The organism is Thermoactinomyces sp. CICC 10735, from assembly GCF_016055175.1.
In the GTDB taxonomy this organism is placed as follows: domain Bacteria; phylum Bacillota; class Bacilli; order Thermoactinomycetales; family Thermoactinomycetaceae; genus Thermoactinomyces; species Thermoactinomyces vulgaris.
This window is the reverse complement of record NZ_JAECVT010000002.1, coordinates 46,732-70,277: the sequence shown is the minus strand read 5'-3', so window position 1 is coordinate 70,277 and position 23,546 is coordinate 46,732. Positions and strand designations below refer to the sequence as shown.

At 42.3% G+C, this 23,546-nt stretch carries 26 protein-coding genes; 13 read left to right on the top strand and 13 right to left on the bottom strand.

The genetic code is table 11. The annotated features are described in order from the left end of the window. Nucleotide 1: 1 nt before the first annotated feature. The 5 genes from I8U23_RS03465 to I8U23_RS03445 are packed head-to-tail and all read left to right on the top strand — an operon-like array spanning nucleotide 2 to nucleotide 2,513. Nucleotides 2–748 (top strand): PIG-L deacetylase family protein, encoded by a 747-nt coding sequence (locus I8U23_RS03465; protein WP_198050765.1) that lies wholly within the window; start codon nucleotides 2–4, stop codon nucleotides 746–748. A 35-nt stretch (nucleotides 749–783) separates the two neighbouring features. Continuing rightward, on the top strand, nucleotides 784–1,092 hold the full coding sequence (locus I8U23_RS03460; RefSeq protein WP_198050764.1) for a hypothetical protein: 309 nt from the start codon (nucleotides 784–786) through the stop codon (nucleotides 1,090–1,092). A gap of 5 nt (nucleotides 1,093–1,097) precedes the next feature. Next, the gene (locus I8U23_RS03455) at nucleotides 1,098–1,307 is read left to right on the top strand and encodes a hypothetical protein (RefSeq protein WP_198050763.1); all 210 of its coding nucleotides are present in this window, start codon (nucleotides 1,098–1,100) and stop codon (nucleotides 1,305–1,307) included. Next, a complete protein-coding gene (locus tag I8U23_RS03450; RefSeq protein ID WP_198050762.1) occupies nucleotides 1,304–1,783 on the top strand; it encodes an HNH endonuclease in 480 nt (159 codons plus the stop codon). The genes I8U23_RS03455 and I8U23_RS03450 overlap by 4 nt, the downstream gene beginning before the upstream one ends. Nucleotide 1,784: 1 nt before the next feature. Next, nucleotides 1,785–2,513 (top strand): N-acetylmuramoyl-L-alanine amidase family protein, encoded by a 729-nt coding sequence (locus I8U23_RS03445; protein ID WP_198050761.1) that lies wholly within the window; start codon nucleotides 1,785–1,787, stop codon nucleotides 2,511–2,513. A gap of 867 nt (nucleotides 2,514–3,380) precedes the next feature. Here I8U23_RS03445 and I8U23_RS03440 read toward each other — a convergent pair. Together I8U23_RS03440 and I8U23_RS03435 are read right to left on the bottom strand one after the other, a co-directional pair. Then, the gene (locus tag I8U23_RS03440; protein ID WP_198050760.1) at nucleotides 3,381–4,208 is read right to left on the bottom strand and encodes a hypothetical protein; all 828 of its coding nucleotides are present in this window, start codon (nucleotides 4,206–4,208) and stop codon (nucleotides 3,381–3,383) included. A gap of 11 nt (nucleotides 4,209–4,219) precedes the next feature. Beyond that, entirely contained in the window at nucleotides 4,220–4,627 is a 408-nt protein-coding gene (locus I8U23_RS03435; RefSeq protein ID WP_198050759.1) for a hypothetical protein, read from the bottom strand. Nucleotides 4,628–4,792: 165 nt separating this feature from the next. Between I8U23_RS03435 and cas1 the strand changes: the two genes are divergently transcribed. Beyond that, nucleotides 4,793–6,178: a CRISPR-associated endonuclease Cas1 gene (gene cas1, locus I8U23_RS03430; protein ID WP_198050758.1), complete on the top strand. Its 1,386-nt coding sequence runs from the start codon at nucleotides 4,793–4,795 to the stop codon at nucleotides 6,176–6,178. Nucleotides 6,179–6,187: 9 nt separating this feature from the next. Then, nucleotides 6,188–6,481: a CRISPR-associated endonuclease Cas2 gene (cas2, locus tag I8U23_RS03425; protein ID WP_198050757.1), complete on the top strand. Its 294-nt coding sequence runs from the start codon at nucleotides 6,188–6,190 to the stop codon at nucleotides 6,479–6,481. A gap of 781 nt (nucleotides 6,482–7,262) precedes the next feature. Here the strand turns inward: cas2 and I8U23_RS03420 are convergent. Both I8U23_RS03420 and I8U23_RS03415 read right to left on the bottom strand, forming a co-directional pair. Next, complete coding sequence (locus I8U23_RS03420) at nucleotides 7,263–7,466, bottom strand: hypothetical protein (RefSeq protein ID WP_099233669.1); 204 nt, start codon at nucleotides 7,464–7,466, stop codon at nucleotides 7,263–7,265. A gap of 260 nt (nucleotides 7,467–7,726) precedes the next feature. After that, nucleotides 7,727–8,260, bottom strand: a complete 534-nt coding sequence (locus tag I8U23_RS03415) for a tyrosine-type recombinase/integrase (RefSeq protein ID WP_370526895.1) — start codon at nucleotides 8,258–8,260, stop codon at nucleotides 7,727–7,729. A gap of 113 nt (nucleotides 8,261–8,373) precedes the next feature. On the opposite strand from I8U23_RS03415, the gene I8U23_RS03410 reads away from it, so the two are divergent. Further along, nucleotides 8,374–9,102: a M48 family metallopeptidase gene (locus I8U23_RS03410; RefSeq protein WP_198050756.1), complete on the top strand. Its 729-nt coding sequence runs from the start codon at nucleotides 8,374–8,376 to the stop codon at nucleotides 9,100–9,102. Between the two features lie 24 nt (nucleotides 9,103–9,126). Here I8U23_RS03410 and I8U23_RS03405 read toward each other — a convergent pair whose 3' ends face one another. The 6 genes from I8U23_RS03405 to I8U23_RS03380 form a co-directional block, all read right to left on the bottom strand. Further along, complete coding sequence (locus tag I8U23_RS03405; RefSeq protein ID WP_198050755.1) at nucleotides 9,127–12,057, bottom strand: type I restriction endonuclease subunit R; 2,931 nt, start codon at nucleotides 12,055–12,057, stop codon at nucleotides 9,127–9,129. After that, nucleotides 12,054–13,289, bottom strand: a complete 1,236-nt coding sequence (locus I8U23_RS03400; RefSeq protein WP_198050754.1) for a restriction endonuclease subunit S — start codon at nucleotides 13,287–13,289, stop codon at nucleotides 12,054–12,056. Before I8U23_RS03400 ends, I8U23_RS03405 begins: the two co-directional genes overlap by 4 nt. Then, nucleotides 13,282–14,778, bottom strand: a complete 1,497-nt coding sequence (locus I8U23_RS03395; RefSeq protein ID WP_198050753.1) for a class I SAM-dependent DNA methyltransferase — start codon at nucleotides 14,776–14,778, stop codon at nucleotides 13,282–13,284. The genes I8U23_RS03400 and I8U23_RS03395 overlap by 8 nt, the downstream gene beginning before the upstream one ends. A gap of 199 nt (nucleotides 14,779–14,977) precedes the next feature. Beyond that, entirely contained in the window at nucleotides 14,978–15,325 is a 348-nt protein-coding gene (locus tag I8U23_RS03390; RefSeq protein ID WP_198050752.1) for a YolD-like family protein, read from the bottom strand. Then, a complete protein-coding gene (locus tag I8U23_RS03385; RefSeq protein WP_370526911.1) occupies nucleotides 15,322–15,798 on the bottom strand; it encodes a DinB/UmuC family translesion DNA polymerase in 477 nt (158 codons plus the stop codon). The genes I8U23_RS03390 and I8U23_RS03385 overlap by 4 nt, the downstream gene beginning before the upstream one ends. A 237-nt stretch (nucleotides 15,799–16,035) precedes the next feature. Further along, on the bottom strand, nucleotides 16,036–16,413 hold the full coding sequence (locus tag I8U23_RS03380) for a hypothetical protein (protein ID WP_025950780.1): 378 nt from the start codon (nucleotides 16,411–16,413) through the stop codon (nucleotides 16,036–16,038). Nucleotides 16,414–16,630: 217 nt separating this feature from the next. Here I8U23_RS03380 and I8U23_RS03375 point away from each other — a divergent pair, with 217 nt between their 5' ends. After that, nucleotides 16,631–17,800 carry an IS256 family transposase gene (locus I8U23_RS03375; RefSeq protein WP_008880572.1) on the top strand — a complete coding sequence of 390 codons (1,170 nt, stop codon included), beginning with the start codon at nucleotides 16,631–16,633 and terminating at the stop codon, nucleotides 17,798–17,800. A 126-nt stretch (nucleotides 17,801–17,926) separates the two neighbouring features. Here I8U23_RS03375 and I8U23_RS03370 read toward each other — a convergent pair whose 3' ends face one another. Together I8U23_RS03370 and I8U23_RS03365 are read right to left on the bottom strand one after the other, a co-directional pair. Beyond that, on the bottom strand, nucleotides 17,927–18,277 hold the full coding sequence (locus tag I8U23_RS03370) for a hypothetical protein (protein WP_198050751.1): 351 nt from the start codon (nucleotides 18,275–18,277) through the stop codon (nucleotides 17,927–17,929). After that, entirely contained in the window at nucleotides 18,243–18,899 is a 657-nt protein-coding gene (locus I8U23_RS03365; protein ID WP_386091109.1) for a hypothetical protein, read from the bottom strand. The genes I8U23_RS03370 and I8U23_RS03365 overlap by 35 nt, the downstream gene beginning before the upstream one ends. Between I8U23_RS03365 and I8U23_RS03360 the strand changes: the two genes are divergently transcribed. The 3 genes from I8U23_RS03360 (at nucleotide 18,844) to I8U23_RS03350 (ending at nucleotide 21,129) form a co-directional block, all read left to right on the top strand. Beyond that, nucleotides 18,844–19,479, top strand: a complete 636-nt coding sequence (locus tag I8U23_RS03360) for a hypothetical protein (protein WP_198050749.1) — start codon at nucleotides 18,844–18,846, stop codon at nucleotides 19,477–19,479. The two genes, I8U23_RS03365 and I8U23_RS03360, sit on opposite strands and share 56 nt — an antisense overlap. Nucleotides 19,480–19,817: 338 nt before the next feature. Next, a complete protein-coding gene (locus I8U23_RS03355; RefSeq protein WP_232335447.1) occupies nucleotides 19,818–20,465 on the top strand; it encodes an ATP-binding protein in 648 nt (215 codons plus the stop codon). A 184-nt stretch (nucleotides 20,466–20,649) separates the two neighbouring features. Next, nucleotides 20,650–21,129: a hypothetical protein gene (locus I8U23_RS03350; RefSeq protein ID WP_198050747.1), complete on the top strand. Its 480-nt coding sequence runs from the start codon at nucleotides 20,650–20,652 to the stop codon at nucleotides 21,127–21,129. A gap of 306 nt (nucleotides 21,130–21,435) precedes the next feature. Here I8U23_RS03350 and I8U23_RS03345 read toward each other — a convergent pair whose 3' ends face one another. Next, nucleotides 21,436–21,894 (bottom strand): DUF600 domain-containing protein, encoded by a 459-nt coding sequence (locus I8U23_RS03345; RefSeq protein WP_198050746.1) that lies wholly within the window; start codon nucleotides 21,892–21,894, stop codon nucleotides 21,436–21,438. Nucleotides 21,895–22,659: 765 nt separating this feature from the next. On the opposite strand from I8U23_RS03345, the gene I8U23_RS03340 reads away from it, so the two are divergent. Continuing rightward, nucleotides 22,660–23,349 carry an MFS transporter gene (locus I8U23_RS03340; RefSeq protein ID WP_232335446.1) on the top strand — a complete coding sequence of 230 codons (690 nt, stop codon included), beginning with the start codon at nucleotides 22,660–22,662 and terminating at the stop codon, nucleotides 23,347–23,349. Nucleotides 23,350–23,546 lie beyond the last annotated feature (197 nt).

Here is a 23,546-nt window from a genome sequence, read left to right as displayed (position 1 = left end):
AATGAGCAGACCGGTGATTTTCTACGCACCGCATGCGGACGACGAAACTTTGAACATGGGAATCACAATCGCTGAACATGTGGCCGCTGGCCGTCCGACTCATGTGGTATTGATGACGCATGGGCGGGTGACAGGTGCCCTCAATGCCATCAACGGTACAACCTATAGTGGCTATTGGAAAGCCACTCACAACCCTGAGATTGAAGGCTATGTACCGCTTACCAAAGACACGTTGGCCGAAGCTCGCATCAATGAATTCAATCATGCCTGTGGCCAACTGGGGGTTCCTCCGGAGCATCGCCACATCGAGTATCTGGACAATCTAGCGACGGGGGAAACATTGACCTATAACGAAGCGAAAGCGGTCATCGAAAAATATATCGATCTGTATCCTGACGCTGACCACTATACCCTGAGCTATCACGACATCCACCCGGATCACGCAAATGTGGGCCAAGCCCTTTTGGACCTCTACAACGACGGGCGGATCCAATACTATGTCCGTTTTATCATTTCGATGGCCACACGGACCGACTATGAAAACTGCGGGGCAACGATTCCGGGCGGTGGATGGAAGGATGTGCCCACGGACGACACAATCAAACAGAAGGCCATCAACGCTTGCCGTTGTTATGCTGCATGGGCTCCGTCTTTGGGAGCATATGCGGTCGGCTATCACTCGGTTGCCGGACAGTTTGACAAGTTTGTCGCGAACCCGTTCCACTACCTGCACATGCCAGGACAGTAAAAAATAAAAGGGTCAAGATGAAAGGGGGGAAGGTGGTGGGCGAAAAAAAGGTCAAATCTGGCGTCGTCATCACCCAGCGAGAAATGTATGATCTCATCCAAGTGGTATCCCGATCACTCCAACGGATGGAATCGAAACTGGAGCACCTTGAGGAAAAAATCGCCGATTCAAATGAAATCGACGAACGGAGCTGGGAAGCTTTGGCGGCGGCAAATGAAGCTTTGGAGATTGCGAAAGAAACCAAGAACCAATTGGATTGGTTTTGGAAAACTGTTGTGTCAGGTGTCATCCTTGCCGTAATCTCGGCGCTTTTTATTTTGGCTGGAATACCGATAGGAGGTTGATTTTCATGAATTGGGAACAACTGAGAGATCCGCGCGTATGGGTGTATCTCTTTTCGTTTTTGAAAGTGCTCACCGCCGCTTTGGGGCTTGAGATCGCGCCGGAGCAATGGGACCAATGGGAACAAATTTTGAATGCCCTCGCTGGCCTTGGGGTCGCGCTGGGCATTTTTGCATTTAATCCGTTTGAGAAGAAAAAGGAGAGCGGGCAACAATGAACCCGCTCTCTTTTGATTTTGATTTTCAACCGTATGTCGGACGTGCTGGAGCATATCCCGAACAAATCAACGAGGTTATAAAAGAACTTTACTCTCAAGGATATAGCGGCAGAGAGATAGCCAAAATGCTTGGCATGTGCAAAACATCGGTGCTTAATCGCATCAAACAAATGGGGTTGTCACGTCCTAAAAACCAATACAAAGATGAGTTTGGGCGTTTTGTAAAAAAGGATCAGCAGTTACCGATTCCGATAAAGAAGTATAGAAAACTCGCTTTTAGATATTTGCCTAATGAATGCTACTACTGTAGAACAACCGAAAATCTTCAGGTTCACCACATTGATCGGAACAGAAACAACAACACATTGGAAAACTTGCGTATTGTATGCGTTCGATGTCATATGCACAAAGAGCATCCTTACATCTTGAAAAGAAAACGAGATAAATATGGACGATTCATAAAGGAGGCAAAGTGAAATGAGTTATTTGGTTGCGCTGTGTGACGGCCATGGTTTGAAACCAACGCCGACGCCAGGGAAAAGAACTCCTCGTATCCCTCAATTAGGGGGAAGAGTCATTTATGAGAACGAATTCAACCGGGCAGTTGTCGCCTTGTTGGACAAGGAGCTGGAGCGTTGCAGCTTCCGGACTCTTTTGGTGGCCCCAACCGATGCTGACACGCCATTGAGCGAACGGACTAGAAAAGCAAACAGCGCCGGGGCACATCTCTATGTGAGCTGCCATTACAATGCCGGAGGTGGGGAAGGTCTTGAAACCTTCCACTACCCCAGAAGCACCAAGAGCCAGAAAGCTGCCCAAATCATCCATCGCCACTTGATGGCATCCGGCGTAAAGCGTAAAGACCGCGGCGTGAAAACCGCCAACTTCCATGTCCTGCGTGAAACCCGCATGCCTGCCGTATTGATTGAGTATGGTTTCATGGATGATCCGGGATTGGACGAAGCGGCGCAAATGATCGATCCGAAAGTGCAGAAAGCCTTTGCGGTCGCGACGGCCAAAGGAATTTGCGAGTATTTCGGCGTGCGCTATGTTCCCGAGACCCAGCCGCAACCGAAACCGATGTATCGTATCTTTGCAGATGGAAAATTCGTTGTAGATACTGCTTATGTCTCGAAAATCACACAAGCTGTCGAAGATGCTGTAAACAAGCAAGTGAAGAAGATTGAAATGTTTCAACGAGATTAAGTGTGATTCGAATTACTCCCGTTGACAATTGTGCGATCGAATAGCACATTGAAGAAAAATAAATCAGAAATAGCTGGCCACTACGGCTGGCTATCTTCTAATAAAGAAAGAAGAAAATCCTTGTTACACAAGCGCAGAATGGTAAGGAGCGATCGGATTGAATTGGCCTCAGATCATTATTTTGACTCTTGGTATTTTTTTTATGTTATACGGTTTTATCTATAATGATAAAAAACATAGGAAAACTAGAAAGTACGGTTATACTTTTGGCGATATCTTATTGGCTTTGTTAAAAGAATTGCCTTGGTATTTTACAAGTATCTTCTCAATTGTGATTGGGCTCGTATTAATTATTGTTGCGATTTTCATTATCACAAACTAAGAACATTGTTCAAAATTTATGGGCCTCCCTTCGGGGATGGCCCTTTTTTTATTTGCTCAAACAAACATTCGCAAGCAGAAAGGAAGGGGATTATCGTCAGAGTCTGCGTCTAAAAGCAAAAAGACTCTCAGGGTGATCGGAGAGGGTCTTAACCTAATGTTTTTTAATGGGCATTTGCAATCCGCTCGATAAGATTTCTTGTGTAACGGAAAAGTCTGTGAACCTCCAATATATACAATAACCATAGGAGGTTTTGTGGTTGGAGCTTCTCATGGGAGAAAAGTGGGCAAGCGGAAGAAAGTATCGTGACATGGCCGAACAACTAGAATGGGGGAAAGCTAAAGAAAAACCCCGACCCAAAGTCATACGCATCGGTTAAGCGCCGACTTTTCTGACCGAGGTAATTTACACGGGATTTCGTACCAGATTCATTTCATTTTAGTTCAATCAAAAACCCCCGCTTAACTGAACAGTGGTTCATTCGATTATGTTTCCAAATTCAAGCGTTTCAGATCTTCCAATGTTTGCTTAATGTTTGAAGCCAGATTCTTCTTTTCCTCTTCTGGCAACCACTTTTCCAAATTCTTGTCAATCGTGAATTCCATTAGTTCCTTTTGAATTTCTCCTAAGTAGTGAACGGCTCGATTTCCATGTTTCATCAGCCAACGAGCCAACTCAACCTTGATCATGATCTCTTTGCTGGAAGTATGACTGTAATCTCTTAATCGCTCCAAGATGTAGGTGACCAATTTTTCGACCCTTTGGCCTCCTGCGTCATATTTCATCACTTCGTTCGTTATTTTTTCCTTAAACCACTCGCGATCAAATTTTTCCAAGGCTTCATCCTGGATATCAATTGGAGGTATATCACGAAGAATTCGCGCAGAATTTCGAGGCCACTCAGAAGACCCACACATGAGAAAATTTTCTCTGTAACTAATTCTCCCGCCCCTTTCATACAATTTTATGATTGGTTCATACAGATCATAAAATTTAAGGGCTACGGGCTCCTCTTGGTCTAACAAGTAAGCCCATTCCAGATAAAACGTACAAACTGAATATGCAGTCCCATATATTTCGTTTAATTCCGTGCAGTATACTTCAATATCTATAGGCAAATTAGCGTCTATTGCATCAGATGCACTAAAAACCGCAATTCTTCGATCAGGATTTTTATTAATAAAATCCAAAAACTGATTACCTCTTCGGATATATTCCTTAAGTAATAATTCATGTGAAGGCCTATATACATCTTCATAATCCCAATTAATCATACGAATTCGACTTCTCGCAGCTTCAAAGAATTTCCCCATTTTCTCCCACCTCAAAATATCAATCTTAAATTTGGTTTAAATCCTGGAAAATCTCCTGGTTGGGCTGGAGCCAAATCATGAGCACCTGGTGGGTTTTTGGTAAACCCTTTACCAGGCTCAAAAGACTGAATATCCCGATAAGGCATCCCTTCTTGCATCATTTTGCTTTCTGCCAGTTCATGATCAGCCAATTGTCGGAACCAAGCTTTTTCATCTGGTGTCAGTTCCCTTTTCAGAGCTTGTTCCCACCCATATGCAATGTGAATATCTGGATTAAAATATCCTTTGTAATAATACTTCCCGTTCTCTTCTGCCAAGTTGACATGTTCCGTCAAAAACAAGTGTGATTTTAATTGTTTTGCCTCTTCTACACTAAGTCCTGTATTTTTAGCAAATGTATCGATCTCCTCCTTATCCAATCCGGTCGACCTTAATCTTTCATAGGTCTTCAGCGCGATCTCTTCCTGTTTAAATTCAGGAAACCATTCAGCTTTTGGTCTCGAGTCAATGCAATCATTCAATCGCGGTTAAAGCAGGTGATCCGATCAAGAGAAGTGGGGGCAGTAGTAAAGGAATGATGTTCAATGTCCACTGCGATCCCTGTTCGTATGTTGAACGAAATCCAGTATTGTGAACGTCTCTTTTACTTGATGCACGTTCAAGGATTATTTGAACATAACGCAGATACTATAGAAGGAACCTTTCAGCACCAAAAGAGTGAATCCCGTTTACGTATCAAACAAAACGTGCCTGATGATCTATGGGGTGAAGCCCCTCGCAGCTTGTACTTAGGAGACGAGGAATTAAACATCACGGGAAGGCTGGATGCTTTGCTTGTTGAAAATAACAAGTGGGCACCGTTGGAATGGAAACATTCTTCGTCTCCTACCCCTTCCAAACCATTTATCGTGAATGATTACCAATTGGACCCCACGGCATGGCCTAATGACCAAATACAAATTTGTGCCCAAGGCTTATTACTTCGGAAAAACGGCTATCCCTCAGATTTTGGCTATTTATACTATCGAGGAAATAAAAAGAAAATCAAAGTCGAGTTCACAGATAACTTGGTTCGTCTCACGCTCGATTACATCCAATTAGCCAAGGAATTAACGAAAAAAGAAATTCCCAAGCCGTTGAAAGATTCCAACAAATGTTTTCGGTGTTCTTTGAACTATATTTGTCTTCCTGACGAAACTAACTATCTTACGGGATCAGCCACCCAAGTTCGCAGGATTGTTCCCGAACGGCCAGATGGTGGCGTGTTATATGTATCGGAACACGGTACAAAGCTTGGGAAAAGTGGGGATTGTTTAACAATCACAAAACCTTCAAGAGATACCCAGACAATCCCCATTAAAGACTTGATTCATGTAACGGTGATGGGAAACGTCCAATGCTCCACGCAACTTATCCATACATTGATGGCCAGTGGTATTACAGTCAGCTATTTATCCAGTCACGGAAAACTGATTGGAATAACCCAGCCGCTGACGACCAAAAATATTCGCTTGCGTCAAAAGCAATTTATTCAATTCCAACACCCTGAAATTTCACTTCGGCTTGCGCGTTGGGTTGTCCATTCCAAATTATCTAATCAACGAACGCTTTTGCGCCGTAATGGAAAACCTGGTAATCAAGTATTGAAAGAATTGGCTCTCCTCAAAGAAAAAGCATTGGTTGCCACAGATATAGAGAAATTGCGCGGACTTGAAGGACGCGCAGGGAGACTATATTTTGAATCGTTTCCCACCATGCTCAAAGCTCCTGTTGTAGATGGAGTATCCTTGATGAATGGACGGAATCGAAGGCCGCCGAAAGACCCTGTCAATGCTCTCTTATCCTTGGGATATACGCTTTTGGTTCGGGATTTCATGGTGGCCTGTATCAATGTAGGAATGGATCCATTGTTTGGCTTTTACCACCGGAGCGAACCCGGGAGACCTTCATTGGCATTGGACTTAATATAGGTGAGGAAAATGCGTTACCATGTTTTAGTTTGTTACGATATCTCAGAACCTAAACGCTGGAGAAAAGTATTTAAAATCATGAAAGGGATGGGGGATCACATTCAATACTCGGTATTTCTCTGCCAGTTGACCGAGCAGCAAAAAGTAGAACTTAAGTATCGATTGGACCAAGTGATTCATCATCAACAAGATCAAGTAATGTTTGTAGATATTGGAACAACAACATCCGATCAGTTGGAAAGGAAAATCACTGTATTAGGCCGAGATTATGCACCTAGAGATTTACGAGTGTTGGTTTTTTAATTTACCACAGTTTTAAAAATGCTTTTTCTTTTTCATCAGAAAAATGTTATAATAAAAATGCCTATAGGGCAAAAGTCTACTGTGCGTGTGCCACGGACGATTCAGAGTCGTCACATACCACAGAATCACTATATTTTAATACGTACTTTATTGGTCTTGCTGCATGCAAGACCTTTAATCATGTGAAAGTATTATTGTATTATAAAGACTTGAGTTATCGAAAGCGATAGTCAAAGTAAAGACCATAATGATTGGAACTTGTATAACAATTATTCTCGAAACACAAACTATACATGATCGAGCACCTTCGTATGTCAAAATACCCCCACCTTGCTCGCAGTCCAGTTTTTTTAAGGATTTTCCTCTTTTTTAACCTGTACATAAAGGATCATTTGGGAAAATATTTTCACCATACCCCATTGTAATTTTTGCTTGTTATGCGCGTAAAGGACCTGCGCTCTTCGGACGGTCTGCGGGAAGCTTCATATATAACGAAAACGGTTTTTCTTTCTATTCATCTATGTAAAATTTTTCCTTGATTTTTTGTGGTTTTGTCTCTCATCATTCATTGAATTACATCATACATTAAAGATGTATAGTTGCTAAAAATCTTGTCCACAATGATGAATGTTTTATGAGGATCAATTTTTATGCTAATATTTCTTTTAAAGGAAAAATAATAGAATAATAGACAAAGAAAAAAAGAGCTACTCTGTTATCGAGTAGCCGAAAGTAAAAAGTTGAGTTTCACAGGTTTCAAAAGTTAAAGAGTACAAAGGTATTACAGTTTCACTAATGTGTACATTACAACAAGCAGGCTAATAATAATACACCCTTTCAGTACTCTTGTTTGTGGCAGAGCAAGAGCATTCTTAATGGGTGTATCGGGGTGCTGGACTAAGTGTTTAATCACATCATACAAGGCACTTCCAGCTACCCCCATTATTAGCCCAAAAAGTAATGTAACGAGTGTAGTATTACTCATAATTTCTCCCTCCTTTCATTTCATTATTAATTTATATGAATGATTTTCGAAAAAATAAAGAAATTGTCTAAAATATTGGTTATTTTTTCTTTGTTTAAGAGTATTTACCTATTTACACCATGCCATATTGACTATAAATAAACTATATATAGTATGGTTTTTGGTGAGAAACTACTATATATTGTTCTTGATTAAACTAATTGAAAAGGTAAAGAAATAAGTTTCTATACTTAAAAGGATTATCGATTTTGTTTTATTGATTATTTAGAACATAGTTTTAAATAATATATTGCTATGTAAAAAAATCGTATGAACAAAGAAGAAACTAATGATCGAAGAAAAGAAATTGTAGATTTAACGAATGAGCTGTATCGTGATGTTGTAGCGATATTGCTATGACCTGCGAGTCTCCGCACTTTCTCGATATCGTTGTTCGTCGCTTTTAACATCCACTTACAAAATGTATGCCGGAACATATGGAGCGTGAGCTTTTTATTCGGTAGGATGTAGCTTTCAATCATTCGCTGCATTCCCCTTAGTAAGAATTTCAGTGATCGTTGACTATAAAAGACATATGGAGATGCTGCAACATAAAGTTTCTTTTTTTGGCCATTCCCACTCGAAACTTCAACTAATCCTCTAGTTCGGCTAATAAAATCTTCCGAGATAGGTACTACTTTCATTATTTTGTCTACAATACGAATTCGTTTTAACTCGAGATTCAGGTCTGTTATTTTCAAATTGGAAATTTCTTCAACACATAGACACGCGTATGTACGAAGGTAAATGATCACATGGACGCATCGGTATTTATGCAGTGGGATTTTGGGGGATAAATCCAGTGAAAAAGTGGATAACTGGCTTGTATAATAGGGGGTATCACTTGATATTTTGGGGGACGTGTTTTATGCCTACCTTTCAGTTTGGGAAGACAGCTATTGAGTACACATTGCAGCAGGTGAAAGGGAAAGAAGATATTTCTATTGTTGTAGAGTGGATGGAGGGGGTTACAGTGGTAGCTCCCGATCATCTAGTTCTGGAAGAAATAAACCGAGTTTTGCGTAAGAAGGCAACGTGGATTTTAGATAAGTGGAACTTTTTGAATAAGATTAAGCGACCACCGGCTCCGTTAGAATTTGTTAGTGGAGAGAAATTACCGTATTTAGGGCGGTATTATCGAATTAAGGTGAAACAAAATCAAGATATCGATAAGGTAAAAGTGTTATTTCATCAAGGGAAATTTTATATTGAAACGCCAACATCAGCCGATGATATAGAGCATGTGCCTATGATTCGTGAAGCATTAAAATCTTGGTATATCCAGCGGGCGCAGGTGAAAGCGGAAGAACGGGTGAAACGTTATGCACAGCGTCTAGGGGTAACGCCGGCGAAGCTTGCGGTAAAAGAGCAGAAGTTTCGCTGGGGAACGTGCACACCACAGGGAGCGATTTATTTGAATTGGCGTCTTTTTCTGGCCCCAATGCGCGTTGTTGATTATGTGATTGTGCATGAATTAGCCCATCTGCGTTACGCGGATCATTCGAAAAATTTTTGGAATCTGGTACGTTCGATTTTGCCGGATTATGAGGAACGTAAAGAATGGCTGCGTGTGAACGGCCCGACGCTAACGATATAGAAAAAAGCACCCATGAAGGGTGCGTTATTTTTTGTAATGGATTTCCGCCAGTTCAACGATTTGCTGAGCAAGCGCCTCGATTTTATCGGACGGGCATTTGCTTGTCCGGAGCTGGCGCTTGATTTTTTTACGCATTTCGCGTTTGACGTCTTCTTTGTTAACCCAGTCGATGACGACGAGGCCTTCGATATGTTCCACAATGATCTGGGTGATTTCTTTTAACCGTTCTTTCTCTTCTTCTTGATCGGTCCATTCCTTTTGCAGCAATTGAAAAATCGGATAGGATTGCGGTGTCAGGCCTTCTTCTTCAATGGTTTTAGATTGTCCGCGCATCTCCTCGATCAATTTTTCTAACTCAAATGCGAGCTGGGCGTCGTTGAGCCGTTTTTCTTTTCTCGCTTTAATTAACTGTTCGAGTCGTTCCTTTAGCGATGTGTAATAGACCGGATTTTGGTCGATTTTTACTTTGATTTCGTGACGGATCGCGTGCTCCATTTCCGACGCTTTCGCCTCGTCCGTCGTTAAACTTTTCACATGGGCGTCGAAATTCTTTTCGAGGATGCTGACAGGACGGTGAAGCGCCTTGATATCCGTCGTGTAAATATGGTCGTAAATGAGCTGCTTCACTTTTTCCCCGCAGTCAGAGATGTCCATCTGCTCGTCTCGGAAGCGGTTGCGCGCGTACTGGCGCACTTTCCCTAAAAATTTCAGGTCCTCGTAATACTGTTTTGCCTCTGGATGCGGCATAATCATGTCCATACTTTCGGAGAAGCGTTTAAACGCTCGGTCAAAGGAGTGTCTCACGTCTTCGGGTTCTAGGATTTTCATGCACGCTTCAATGTCGTCGCGATTGACGCCGTCAAAAAAGCGCATGGCGGCGCGATGTCGCGACTGCAGTCGCGGTATCTCTGACTGGATCGACGTCATCGCTCCCTGGATGTCCGTCGGGTTAAAAATGGCTAATGCTTGCTTAAGGAACGCGGACACGCCGTAATAGTCGACGATGAGGCCATATGTCTTCTTGTCGTAGGTCCGATTCGTTCTTGCGATCGCCTGGAGCAAGTTATGTTCCTTTAGCGGCTTATCGAGGTACATTACTTGCTCGATCGGCGCGTCAAACCCGGTCAGCAGCATATCGCACACGATGATAAACGCCAGCTTGTCCTCATGCAGCGGCTTTTTAAAGCGCTCAATGTAGTGCTTTTGCTGCTCTTTGGTTAGGTGGTATTTTTTCAATCGGTCGTTGTCATTGTTGTTAGCGGAAATGATGACGACCGACTCCGGACCGTTGAGTTCATCGAGAATTTCTTTATACAGGACCGCGGTTTCGCGGTTAATAGCGACAATTTGCGCTTCGAAGCCGTTTGGTGCGATATGTTGCTCGTAATGTTCGATGATGTCGAGACAGATCCGGCGGATGCGTTGCGGTGACCCGATAATGGCTTCCTCTGTCGCGTATTTCTTCTTGATCCGTTCCCTGTCCTCTTTCGAATAGTCTTGAAAGACGCGGTCAAAAATCGCGTCCAGCGACTCACCCTCGACCCGTAATTCCGGCAGGCGGCTTTCGTAATAGATCGGGACTGTCGCCCCGTCCTCGACAGCCTGCTGGATGGTGTACGTGTCAATGTACGTGCCAAACGTTTGGACGGTGCTGCGGTCTTCCTTGTCAATCGGCGTCCCCGTGAACCCTATATATACCGCATTCGGCAGCGACGACCGCATGTTCATCGCTAGTCCCCCGTAATTGGTGCGGTGCGACTCGTCAACGAGGACAAAGATGTTGTCCGCGTCATTTAAGAGCAGGTCACCCCCGTCGTCGACGTGATCCTGGAACTTTTGAATGGTCGTCATGATGGTTGCGCCTGTCGCTGTCCGCAGCAAGTCACGCAGATCCCGGACACTTTCGGCACGCCGTGGGTTCGGGAATCCGCAGCGACGGAACGTATTCGTGATTTGTTCGTCCAAATCGGTGCGGTCCGTCACGATGACGATGGACGGGTTACGCAATTCTTTCAGACGTCGCAGTTTGACGGACAGGTAGAGCATCGTCAAGCTCTTTCCAGATCCTTGCGTCGCCCAGACGACGCCGCCCCGTTCCTTCGGTGTCTTGCCGGTTAAAATGCGTTCGACGGCCTTATTGGCGGCGCGGAATTGCTGGTAGCGGCAGACTTTCTTAATCGTGCGGCCGCCTTCTGCCTCGTAGACGACAAAGTTTTGGATCATGTCCAGCAAATTCTTTTTCGGGAACATTCCCGCGACTAACACGTCTTGACGCGTCGGATTGTCGCCAATATCACTAGCTTTCAGCGGATACGGGTCTTTCCATTCCCCGAAGTGTCGCAGTCTTGCGCCAATAGATCCGAATTTGGCTTGTTCGTTACATGTCGCCACGACGACATGGTTGTAGTGGAAAAGGCGCTCCGCCTCCTGCTGGTAGCGAAGCAGCTGCTGGACCGCCTCGCTGATTGGATGCGGCTTCGTCGGGCTTTTGCATTCAATGACGACAAGCGGCAGACCGTTGACAAAAAGGACAACATCCGGAATGATGGTCGTCATCGGTCCACTGACTTTGAATTGATTCACCACTAAAAATTCATTGTTTTCGGGATGGTCAAAATCAATCAACTTGACCGTCTGGCTTTTCTTCCCTTTCCCAAGGTCTTGCTGAATGGACACATAGTTCACGACCATGTCATAGAACTTCTCGTTAGCCTCCATGACGCTCGCGGCGTTGATATGCGTCACCATACGCACGACTTTATGGAGGTTGATGTCGTCAATCCACGGATTTAGGCGCTGGATCGCCTGTCTTAACCGTGTCTCCAACACGACATCCCGGTGGGACGCGCGTTCCGAATCGAGCGCATGTCCTGGAATATACGTATATCCTAGTCCTTCTAATTGCTTGATTAATCGATGTTCAACTGGCCGTTCCTTTGCCCACTCGTAACTCACGACGACACCACCTCGTCATCCACCTTTACCCGGACCTTTCCGGTGAGGAGGGATTGCATAAGGGATTTTTTAAGATTAGTAAGTTGTATAAGAGTAGCTTCCTCAACTCCCAATTTTCTATCATAGATTGATAAGATTTTCGCGATTTCCTTTTGCTCATTAATATCTGTTGGTACACCAAACTTGTATTCTTTGATATCAGAAGCTGTGACAGCAGGATAATTTGATCCAGTCATTCTAGATTTTAAAAATTCAACAAAGTTGTTAAGTAAAATAGATTGAAACAAAAATAAAGGATCAATAGAAGCTTTTGGTCTTAATACCGCAAAACCAGTTGAACAAACTCTTCCATCATGTTCTTTATCAATAAAGGCAAAACCTTTAAGATATGGACGAACTGTGGAAACAATGGTATCACCAGTTCTAACCAATCTTCTGGCTCGGCTAGGTGCATCTTTGAATTTATAACGAGCTGTTTTTCCAATTTTACCTGGTTTTTCTATAGAACTAATATCAATATATTCAAATTCATAATTATTATCTGTTTTGTTCGATAAAGCTTCAGGATTAACAAACGCTATTTCATCTATACTTCTAACCTCCCACTCCTCCGGAATCTCGCCAATCTCCGTCTTTTTAAATTTCGTATGTCCGATTCCTTTTGTAAGGAGTTGCTGCATCAGTCCTTTTTTCACTTTTTCCGTTTGTTCGATGATGGCTTCGGTTTTTTCAATGGCTTTGTCAATTGTTGAAAGAATCGAAGTAATTTTTGTTTGCTCTTTTATTGGGGGAACCTGAATTAATAATGCCTTAAGTTGCTCAAGTCTTATTCCCTTCACAGTGGTTCCTGTACCCATTTTCTCAATAAAATTTGCTCTGTGTAGTATTGAATACAAGAGATATTCTGCAGTAATTTTCTTTTTATCTGGAACTAATGCTTTTAAATCTTGGTTAATAGCAACATCTGTCTCATTTATAAACGCTTTTCCTAAAGCCATTCTTGTTGCTACTATTACATTTCCTTTTGGAATTATGTTAGTTGCACTATTTTTTACAGCATCTTTTGTTATATACTCCTGAGCATGTGAAAGACGATGGTACGTCAAATCTTTAACAGTGAACCAAGGAATATTACCTTTATAATACTCCTCAACTTCACGTGATGGGGTACCTCCACCTATTATTTTCTCAACAACTTCGCCAATGGTTAATGTTTGTATGGAACTAGACATTATACCCCAACTCCTTTAAATACCCGTACATCACTTTTTCGATTTCCTCCCGCTCTTTTTCTAGCTGACGGAGTTGGCGGAGAGCTTCGGCGATGTCGATTTGTTCTTCTTCTTCAGTAGTGTCGATGTATCGGGCGATGTTTAGGTTATAGTCGTTTTCTTTGATTTCTTCAAGGGAGACGACGCGACAATATTTGTCCTGATCTTCCCATTTTTCAAAGGCGGATACAATCTTATCAATGTCCTGATCGCGAAGGACATTTTGATTCTTTCCTTCCTGATAATCGCGCGATGCGTCAATGAACAGCACGTTCCCTTTTCGTTCCGGCGCTTTGTTGCGATTTAGAATAAGGATACATGCTGGAATACCCGTTCCATAGAACAAGTTAGCTGGTAGACCGATTACTGCCTCTAACAAATCTTCTTCAAGGATACCTTGGCGAATTTTCCCTTCAGCGCCTCCACGGAACAAAACGCCGTGTGGCATGACGACACCAGCGATTCCTCGATGGTTGAGTGTTGCGATCATATGTTGAACAAACGCCAAATCACCTGCGTTTTTTGGTGGTAAACCGAATCGGAAACGGCCATATGGATCGGCTTCGGCTTCTTCACGCCCCCAGTTTTTCAAGGAAAATGGCGGATTGGCGATGACTCGATCATATAAAAGCAATTCTCCGTTTTCATCGAGCAATTTCGGATCGCGGATCGTATCGCCTTTTTCAATGCGATGATCGCTTAAGCCATGCAAAAGCAAGTTCATTTTCGCGATGGCCCATGTGTTTAAGTTCTTTTCTTGTCCATGTAGTGTGAGGTTGCGAGGGTTACCTCCCTTTTCCTTGATGTAGTCAACAGCTTGAATAAGCATTCCCGCGCTTCCAACCGTCGGATCGCATATACGCATCCCTTCTTCTGGTTTGATGAGTTTGACAATCAGACGAACTACTTGGGAAGGCGTATAGAACTCGCCACCTTTTTTCCCTGCGTCGTCGGCGAATTGTTTAATGAGATATTCGTAAGCGCGTCCGAGAATGTCCGGATCGGATAAGTTTTCATTGCGCAAATCGATTTTGCTGAAATGTTGAAGCAACTGCATAAGCAGCTTATCCGGCAGTTTTTCTTTATCGTTAAAGTCGATGCTCGCAAGGACGCCTTCGAGAGATGGATTTTCCTCCTCCAATTCTTCGAATGCCTTATTGATTGCCGCACCGATATCCTGAGTAAGAGAGGTGATATACGACCAGCGCGCTCGTTCCGGCACAAAAAATTGGTGCTCGTCGCGGTCGTACCATCCGTAGTCTTCTCCTTCTTCGCGCTCGATGCGCTCCGCAGTTTCGACGAACACGTCATTTAGTCGTTTCAAAAACAACAGACCGAATATATAGTTTTTATAATCGGAGCTATCAATAGACCCCCGTAGTATATTGGCAGATTCCCATAAATGGGATTCAAGTTGTTGCAGTGTTAGTTTTTGTGTTGTCAATTCCATCATGTACCCCCTGTGAGTAGTAAATATGGTCTAATTTTATTTTACAGATGATATAAGGATTTGTCTTGAAATAAAGTGAAAAGTTCAAGTTTATAAACGTTCGGTATTTTTTGTCATAATATAAGGAAATTGATAAACTAAGAAAAAATTGAGGATTTAATGAATGAGCTGTCTGAGGATTAAAAGCAATAAGCCCCTTTCATGGTGAGAAAGGGGCAATTTTTATGTCCTTAATAGACGACACGTGGATATAATGGATTTTCCCACTGTCCTTTTCTTTGAACCGCAATGTTTGGTTTGGTTGATCATAGTAATGAACACGACCGATGACGCAGCATAAACGATAATGATGTATGTATTGAATCGAAAGATAAGAAGCAAATTCCATTGCCTCGAAAATGATCCGATTCCATTCTTCATATTGTTGCTCGTCGTGATGAAAGGGATGGATCCGCTCTTCTTTTTCACGAAGTTCCTTTAGCATTTTGCGGTGTTCCGGCATTAAAAAGGGCGAATATTTGATAATTCCTCGATCGCGTTGGTTCATGCCTGATGCCCTCCTATATAGCCGTTGCGGATGCGGGAGACGCTTCCAGGTGTGTAGCTGACTGCGCGCAACAGCGCATTTGGACCAAATTTGTCGCGAATCGCATCCATTGCTTTGGCAAGAGCGCGTTCCTTCGTTCTATCTTCAAAAAGGGACAACTGCAAACTTTCCTCGTCCATTAAATTTCCTAGGGATACATGAATAACGCGCACGCTTCGCCCGTCATAAAACTTATGGAAAATCTGCTTGCAGACGCGGTAGATATCCATCGTTAAGTTTGTAGCGGTATCAAGGGTGACGGACTGATGGAATCCTCCTTCATTATGCGAATAGCGCACGCTAAACGAAACGGTGCGTCCTACTTTACCGATTTCACGCGCTCGTTTTGCTACTTCCTCACAAAGCTCCAACACAACTGTTAAAATTTCGTTTTCCCGCCAGTAGTCGCGCAGTAATGTAATTCCTTTTCCGATGCTTTTTTAACTATACTATAATGATTAGAGGATATTATGTTCAGTATAAGGACATATATCCTCTTTTTTCATACATAATAGATTCATTATATAGATATTGAAAATATGGTCTATTATGTATACTTATAGGCAAAACATATTTTTGTTTTAAAAGAGGTGGAGGACATAGCCCACAGCGGGAGGCGTAGCGAGGTCTTTCGATCGAGCGTAAAAAAGAAAAGATATAGTGAAGAATCTTTATTTTAATCCTATATTTTCTGTGTAATCAATTATTTTAAGATCTTTATCCACTTTTTCTAGTTCTTCTTTTGTGTTTGGGTAACGTTTATAGTTATTATCTATATCTCTCTTATATAAGGATTCAATTTGTTTTCCTGAAACATCATATATGAGCTCAATAAATTTTCCGTCTTTAAAAACAATAATACCTGTGTCTTCTCTTTTTAAAATTTGGGTATCAGAAAATATTTTCTCTTTTTGTAAGTATTTATTTTCTAAAGTAATCACTTGATTAATTGCTGAATCATACTTTTTCTTGTTTTTTTCCTCGTTACATCCTGTTAATAAGATTGTAATTATTAAAAGAACTACAAAAGGTATTAACTTCAATTTCATTTGATTTTCCCCTCTTTCTGAAAAAGTATACTTATATATTAGTATGTTATCTTATTGTACATAATTTAAAGAATTTTTTAAACTATAATTTCATTTCACTGGTAAATAGATGATGTATAAAATTTTGTGTAAAGCATTTTGCTAGAACAAAAGAAAAAAGGTAGGGTATTCTCTGATTTGGACCACAACACATTCCAGAGAAAGGAGTACCCTACCTATGTCTAAAAGAAGTATACCGAATGTCGACTGGGCAAATCAACTGGAAAATGCCATTCGTCAGTTTGTAAAAGAAAAATTAGAACTGATTATGCGGGAAGAAATCAAAAATTTCCTCGAAATCGAACAGGCTGGAACGCCGAATATGAGAAACGGCTACTATCAGCGAAATCTAGATACACAATATGGCCGGATTGAGGGTCTTTTGGTTCCAAGAGACCGAAACGGGGAATTTCAAACACAGTTGTTTGCCCCTTACCAACGGCACACGGGCTGGCTGGAGGAAGCAATCATTAGGATGTACCAAAGTGGCATGAGCACGCGTGAAATTGGCAAGTTTATCGAACGAATTCTAGGAAGCACCTATTCTCCTGCGACGATCAGCCGGATTACCGATGTCGTGAAGGAAGACATCGAGAAATGGCACGCTCGTCCACTACACCAGCGTTATTCGGTCTTATATTTGGACGGCTTGTACGTGAAACTTCGCCGGGATACGGTAGAGAAAGAAGTTATTTATGTGGTATTGGGGGTGAACGAAGAAGGGTATCGTGAAATTCTTGATTTCTTCGTAGGAGGACAAGAAAGCGCCTATGTATGGCAGGAGATTCTCCAACAGCTCTACAAAAGAGGCGTCAAGGAAGTGCTTCTTGGCGTCTTCGATGGCCTTCCGGGGTTGGAGGAAGCCTTTAAGGCGGTGTATCCGAAAGCCGATGTGCAGCGCTGTGTCGTGCACAAAGTCCGCAACACCCTCAGCCGTGTTCGGAAAAAAGATCAATTCGAAATGGCGGAGGACCTGAAACTCATTTATCGTTCTCCGAATAAAGAAATCGCATTGGAGATGTTTCAACAGTTTCAATCCAAATGGTCTCACAAATACCCAAGGGAAGTCCAATCTTGGGCAAATGAGTTGGATGTCCTTCTCACCTTTATGGACTATCCAAGCAGTATTCGAAGTGTGATTTATACGACCAATGCCATCGAACGAACGATCAAGGAGATTCGGAAACGCCTAAAACCGATGAACAGTTTGAGCAGTTTAGAAGCCGCTGAAAAAGTCGTATATTTGACGATACAGGACTTTAACGAGAAATGGGCAGGGCGAAAGCTGCGAGGATTTGCCGAAGCGCAAGAAGCCCTTCAACGAATGTTTGAAGAACGTTATTGTTAACCAAATATTGTAAATAAACAAAATAAGGGGATTTTCCCTTTCCACACAAGAGACTGAATATTCAGTCTCTTGTGTGAAGGAAACCGGTTCCCTATCCATTCCAAATCCATTTCAGAGATACCCTATCTATCTTACATTACACAAAATTCTTGACGGTACCATAAGCCGAATTCTGACTGCTGATTTCATGTTAAAGGGGCTTTCAACCATTGTTGAGTTAACAAGAGTAAAAATAGGCTTATGTTCAATAATATTTATTTTAGGGAAATCCTCAGGAATCGAACTGCCTCCAATTTCAGATAAAAATTGCATGCAAGTTTCAAGTATTTCTTCATAGTAACTGTCTATTTCAAAATAAAACTCGCTATTTTCCTCTTTTAAAGTTGCTTGAATCACTCTTATTTGGTTAATAAGATCAATCAGCTCCCTACTTTCATGAGCATTATAATGACCGCCAACTCCTGGTTTTGATACCAATTGTTCTTATTCTTATCCCACTCGGGTCCCGGAAAAGAGTAACATATCCTTGCACTAACTCATGAACAGCTTCCGTCACGTCCTCTTGAGAAGCAAGAGCCTTTTTAACTCTCTTTTTGTCCATTGCTTCCCATTGATATACCTCATCATTTCTAATTTTTATAAATTTCCCGTCTCCGAGAAGTTTCCGGGTTCTTTTATTCGTTGGCACATAAGATTCATCTTTTACTCGTTGGCATACAATACGAAAAATCTCGCTATTTTGATTCCAAAATCTTTTTTGCAGGTTCTGAGCTGCATTAATATCTGCATGCAAAACGACTAATTTGCAATCAGAGGAATACGGATTAGACAGAGTGACAAACAACTCTCCCCCAGACCATGGGACAATATCTCCGGGTTTTAATAACGAAAGTTCTTCTTCCTTCAAAAATCCTGTTTCCAGCAGTTTCTGTTTTACCTGTTCCAGATCTGCCTCAGTTACAGCGTGACAACGGCGGGAAGTGTAAGCGGAATAGACATCCCCGACCTGAATTCCGTAGATTTCCGCGGGAGATGGAATGACTTTGGAGTTTCGTAACTCCGGAAATCGATCGAACTTGAATATATATCTACATACCAACTCTGAAAATAAGGAGCCATTTAACTATATTGTTGATTGGTTCGAAGAACGTGACCAGGGATTGCAATATTTCAATGAAGAAGAACAAACGTACTCAAACATCGAGGGCTTTTATCTTTCACTGGAATTCAATGGGCCAGTTCTAGTAGAGAAAATACAAGAAATTGCACAAGCTAATGGATACGAGTTGAATATAATCTATAAAGAAAGCGTATCATTTGAACATGGTGCTGGTAACTTTATGGAATTCATAACTTTTTTAGTTAAGCCAGCATCCGAAGCGATCAGCAACATATCGTTGAATTTATTGAGTAACATAATATATGATAAGTTAAAAGAAGATCATCCTACAAAATATTTTGCAGGAACTATTAATCCCGAAGCTATTCTAAATATTGTTGTAGATCACTTTAGAGAGGAATCCAAAGCTAGTTTATTGTATAGGGGAGCAATTACAGATCACGAAACGGGAAATTGTACACATTTAGTACAATCCCGCTATTGTGATTATGAGATAGAATTTGATAAAAATCAGATTGTTCGAATTGAATCGAAACCCCGTACACAGACACGTATCTAAATTAGAGCTTCATAATCACCCCGAGAATTAATCAGCGAATCTCTCCGAGGGATTCAAATTAGTGCAATTCACATAAAAAGAAAGCAGCCCATTAGGTTTTTGGGCTGCTTTTTAATATGTTCAAGTATCGATTCAAAGTGTCCATATTCTTGCTAGTCGGTTTCACTTAAAGCCAGAAGTATTTTACTTAATAAAATAAGTCGTTTCATCGAGGTGGGATTGAGAATTGATTTTGGAAAAAGGTATAGGAAAGAGTCGGACTTGCAGCAAAAGTGATGTTCGGCTTTTTAGACGGCTGTTGTTCTTTGTGTCGTTTCATAATACTAAGTGAGATCAGCTTGTCGCACCGGGGCGTTCTTTTCCTGGATGAATTGCCGGAGTTTTCCAAAACGGTGCTGGAAGTGCTCAGGCAGCCCTTGGAAGACGGGACCGTCACCCTGGGAAGGGCAAGAGCGGTTTACACTTACCCGGCGGAATTTATGCTGGTGGCTTCCATGAACCCGTGTCCGTGCGGCTTTTTTGGTTATGAAGAGGATCGCAGTTGCACCTGCACCCCGCACCAAGTGCAACGGTACCGGTCCAAAATTTCCGGTCCCTTACTGGATCGGATCGACATCCACATCGAGGTGCCGAAAGTGGATTTTAAAACATTGAGCGAAGGGGAAAGAGGGGAAACCTCCGCTTCCATCCGAAAACGGGTGAACCAGGCACGAAAAAGGCAGCAGGAACGTTTCCGGGGAAGCGAAACGAAAACCAACAGCACCATGAGTACGGCCGATATCCGCAAATATTGCAAGTTGGATCCGGCGTCGCTCCAACTGATGAAGCAGGCTTTTGAAACCCTCGGTTTGAGTGCCCGGGCGCATGACCGCATCCTCAAGGTGGCCCGCACCATCGCCGACTTGGCAGGAAAAGAAAACATCGAGCCTGCCCATATTGCCGAAGCGATCCAGTACCGGACACTTGACCGGAAGTTTTGGGAGTGACACACTCTGAATCAGAACGCCTTCATATCAAGGCAAACTCTCAAACAATTTAAGCCGGCTGGGATGCCACCTCATGCTGCAGCATCAGGATAATCTTGTTCTACCATCAAAAAATACAAAAGTTGTTTGATGGATTTGGCCAATAGTAAATATGGCATGGAAATAAAGCAGAGAGGAATGAATCATGCAGAAACCACCAGAAATGCAATTACCACCGGAGATCAGAGCAGCATTGGAGAAGATTGATTTTATCAACAGGTACAAAAGTCTGGCTGCAAGGTACAAATTTAAGTCTGATGAAAGGTTTAAAAACTATGATAACAATGAAGTGTCGAAGATATTTGCTGAATTGGGTTATCCGGCCCGTTACGATAAAAGGGAAAATTTCTTTCAAATTGTAGAGGAATATCCTTCCTTTCAATTTGGATTTCATATCTATCTCAAATATGCTCTTTTGGAGTTGATCTGGGTGGTCCGAAAAGATGGGGAGTTACTGATTGGTGATCCATGGGACTGGTTAAAGCAGTTATTGGATGGTACAGACGAACGTTTCAGAGCAGCCGGATTCCGCAATTATGATGATTTAAGGGAAATATTGAAAGAAGCATTTGAGATGTATGAGGATTTTAAACGAGTGTTGCTGGAAACCACTGATCCTGAATAATTATATTCCCAGGGCGATAAGGAAGCTATATCGCCCTTTTTTTAATCTTTGTATCAAAGAGGAGACAGTATGAGTTTAGTATCGAAGAAGCATAGAATAACCCGCATGAGTTATCAAGTGATCGGACAATGGACAATAGGTCAAGCTGGTGTCATTTCATAAATCCACGTGAAATCAGCTTGATGCACTGGTGGGTTCTCCGGGTCTCCCTTCGGAGATGGACCTTTTTTATTTGCTCAAATATTCACAAGACAGAAATGAAGCATCTCATCAGAGAAAAGTGGGCAGGTAAAAATAATGCTTTTATCAATAATCTGCATTATTTTCTTGACGCACTTCTTCAAACCAAGAAAGAAAAATATCATCTGGTAAAAGCATATCATCATTAGACCAAACTAAATCATACTTATATGTTGCTTGTAGTTTGTTCTCTTTTACCTTGTAATGTATTTTTTTCGGTAGGCATTTCCTGATTAAATTCTTTAAACATTTATTATGAAGTTGCTTTAATATTTCAATTCCTTTGTGTAGTATACTCCACTGTTTTTCTTTTGAAAGATCATAAATTTTATCTTCTAATACCTCATTTAGTTGTTTTTTTTGAACAACCTTGCCGTTAATTTTATAGAACACGTTAAAGAAATATGATAATTCACAGGAACAGTATATATAGATATCATCCGCTCTGTTATTGACATACTCTAAATAGATCGCCACCATTTCAGCTTGTAATTCTGCAAGAACATCTTCAAAACCTTTTTTCATGGCTTTCACTCCTGATTTGGAATATGTTGCTCAAATCCGGCGCTATACTGCACATCAAAATTACTCGGCCTCATCTTATTTCCGTCATAATTCATTCTAACTCTTACAGAAATTTGTTGGTCATTATCTGGTGTCCTTGCCCGGCGGTTCCCCAGCCTCATTACACACTATATAGGCATTTTTTATCGAAGGGATCGGCAGATCGCCATCCGCGATTTTCAAGACATGCATCTTGACGGTCGGAAAACCATTTGTTAATGCTGGTTACCGAATCAAAGAACCATCCTCCGTATGAAACAGCCCGCCGACACCAATGGGGATTATTGCTCAACTCCTGCAACCACTGCTAATTTTTTTTACTGCAGTGGCCATCCACGGGATTTTGCAGCCGTGAAGAGGATCGCAGTTGCACTTGCACCCCGCAGCAGGCAATGATACCGTTCCAAAATCTCCGGTCCCCTTGCTGAACCGGATTGACATTAAAGGGGAAAGAGGGGAATTCTCCGCTGTTTATTCTGAAGGCGGAAATCAGTTAAAATAGAAGTATATTGCAAAAATTTCAAAGACGGGAGATGCATCGGGATGGCTGATACCAATCATGGAGTGGTTGAGGATTCGGAAGATTCGGAAATAAGTCCTTTTGGCGAAACGTTTGGACCAAACCGGAGATTTTTGCAAAGGTGATGAAATGAGCGACTTTATCCGAACATTGAAAACAAATTTCTATGGAAAAATGCTGATGATCTTTACGGTTGTGTTTTATTTTTGCATGTATGCTTCCAAAACCATTCATCCGCTTGGTTTGAAGAAAATCAAGCGCTTGCGTATTTTGGCGTTTCGTACTCGGTCACGGCGGTGGCGGGGACTTTTTCTTTTTTCACCGGATTTCTGAGTGACCGGATCGGACCGACCCGTTCCATCTGGTTGGGCATTGTCGTATATGCGGCCGGTTTGTTTCTGAGGATCTACACGCATTCCGTATGGATTGTGGCGGCTTCCGGGTTTATCGCCGGACTGGGGGCTTCGCTCGTGATCATCTGTATGCGGCATTGGGTGGTGTCGGTTTCCAAAGCTGACGGGGAGAAAGCCTCGCTTGTTTCCATTCAACAAACGGGAACCCATTTCGGGGCCGCTTTGGGGATGGTGTCCGTCGGGTTCATTCCCGCTTGGTTAGGCGCTCCCTCCTTCTCCTATCCGGTGGTGTTGGCGGGAGTGGCGGTTTTTTGTTTGTTTTGTGTGTTTTTTGGCCTGTCTCAATCCGCTTTTTTCGTCGGGGATGCGCTCGGGGGATCGGTGGGAGGATGGCTGTACAGTTATCACATGAATTTTGCCATTCTCGTTTGCGGGGTGCTGACTTTGCTGAACGCGATGTTGGTGCCTTTGTTGTTTGCAATCGTCAAAGCCAAAGAAAAAAACCGGATGGCTCATGACCGGTCTTTTCATAAGAATCTGTAATTTAAAGAGGGGACCGGATGCACCTTCAGCCGTTGAAAAACATAGGATAAAAAGAGACACCCTTACCGGTGTCTCTTTTTGAAAGAAGTATAAAGGATGTTGAGAATGTGATCTATGTGAGTTGTTCGTCCATACAGAGATGGTTGTCTTCGATGTTCAGAATGGATCTCTTTTGTGATGTTTCTGAAAATGGTGCA

Bases quoted from the DNA above. Each gene is read 5' to 3' on its own strand.
- I8U23_RS03455 (WP_198050763.1), top strand. From the start codon at position 1,098: ATGAATTGGGAACAACTGAGAGATCCGCGCGTATGGGTGTATCTCTTT.
- I8U23_RS03440 (WP_198050760.1), bottom strand. From the start codon at position 4,208: ATGGGGAAATTCTTTGAAGCTGCGAGAAGTCGAATTCGTATGATTAAT.
- cas2 (WP_198050757.1), top strand. From the start codon at position 6,188: ATGCGTTACCATGTTTTAGTTTGTTACGATATCTCAGAACCTAAACGC.
- I8U23_RS03345 (WP_198050746.1), bottom strand. From the start codon at position 21,894: ATGAAAAAAGGTTTTGAAGATGTTCTTGCAGAATTACAAGCTGAAATG.
- I8U23_RS03375 (WP_008880572.1), top strand. From the start codon at position 16,631: ATGTCTAAAAGAAGTATACCGAATGTCGACTGGGCAAATCAACTGGAA.
- I8U23_RS03445 (WP_198050761.1), top strand. From the start codon at position 1,785: ATGAGTTATTTGGTTGCGCTGTGTGACGGCCATGGTTTGAAACCAACG.
- I8U23_RS03450 (WP_198050762.1), top strand. From the start codon at position 1,304: ATGAACCCGCTCTCTTTTGATTTTGATTTTCAACCGTATGTCGGACGT.
- I8U23_RS03395 (WP_198050753.1), bottom strand. From the start codon at position 14,778: ATGGAATTGACAACACAAAAACTAACACTGCAACAACTTGAATCCCAT.
- I8U23_RS03410 (WP_198050756.1), top strand. From the start codon at position 8,374: ATGCCTACCTTTCAGTTTGGGAAGACAGCTATTGAGTACACATTGCAG.
- I8U23_RS03350 (WP_198050747.1), top strand. From the start codon at position 20,650: ATGCAGAAACCACCAGAAATGCAATTACCACCGGAGATCAGAGCAGCA.
- I8U23_RS03465 (WP_198050765.1), top strand. From the start codon at position 2: ATGAGCAGACCGGTGATTTTCTACGCACCGCATGCGGACGACGAAACT.
- I8U23_RS03380 (WP_025950780.1), bottom strand. From the start codon at position 16,413: ATGAAATTGAAGTTAATACCTTTTGTAGTTCTTTTAATAATTACAATC.
- I8U23_RS03420 (WP_099233669.1), bottom strand. From the start codon at position 7,466: ATGAGTAATACTACACTCGTTACATTACTTTTTGGGCTAATAATGGGG.
- cas1 (WP_198050758.1), top strand. From the start codon at position 4,793: ATGTCCACTGCGATCCCTGTTCGTATGTTGAACGAAATCCAGTATTGT.
- I8U23_RS03400 (WP_198050754.1), bottom strand. From the start codon at position 13,289: ATGTCTAGTTCCATACAAACATTAACCATTGGCGAAGTTGTTGAGAAA.
- I8U23_RS03390 (WP_198050752.1), bottom strand. From the start codon at position 15,325: ATGAACCAACGCGATCGAGGAATTATCAAATATTCGCCCTTTTTAATG.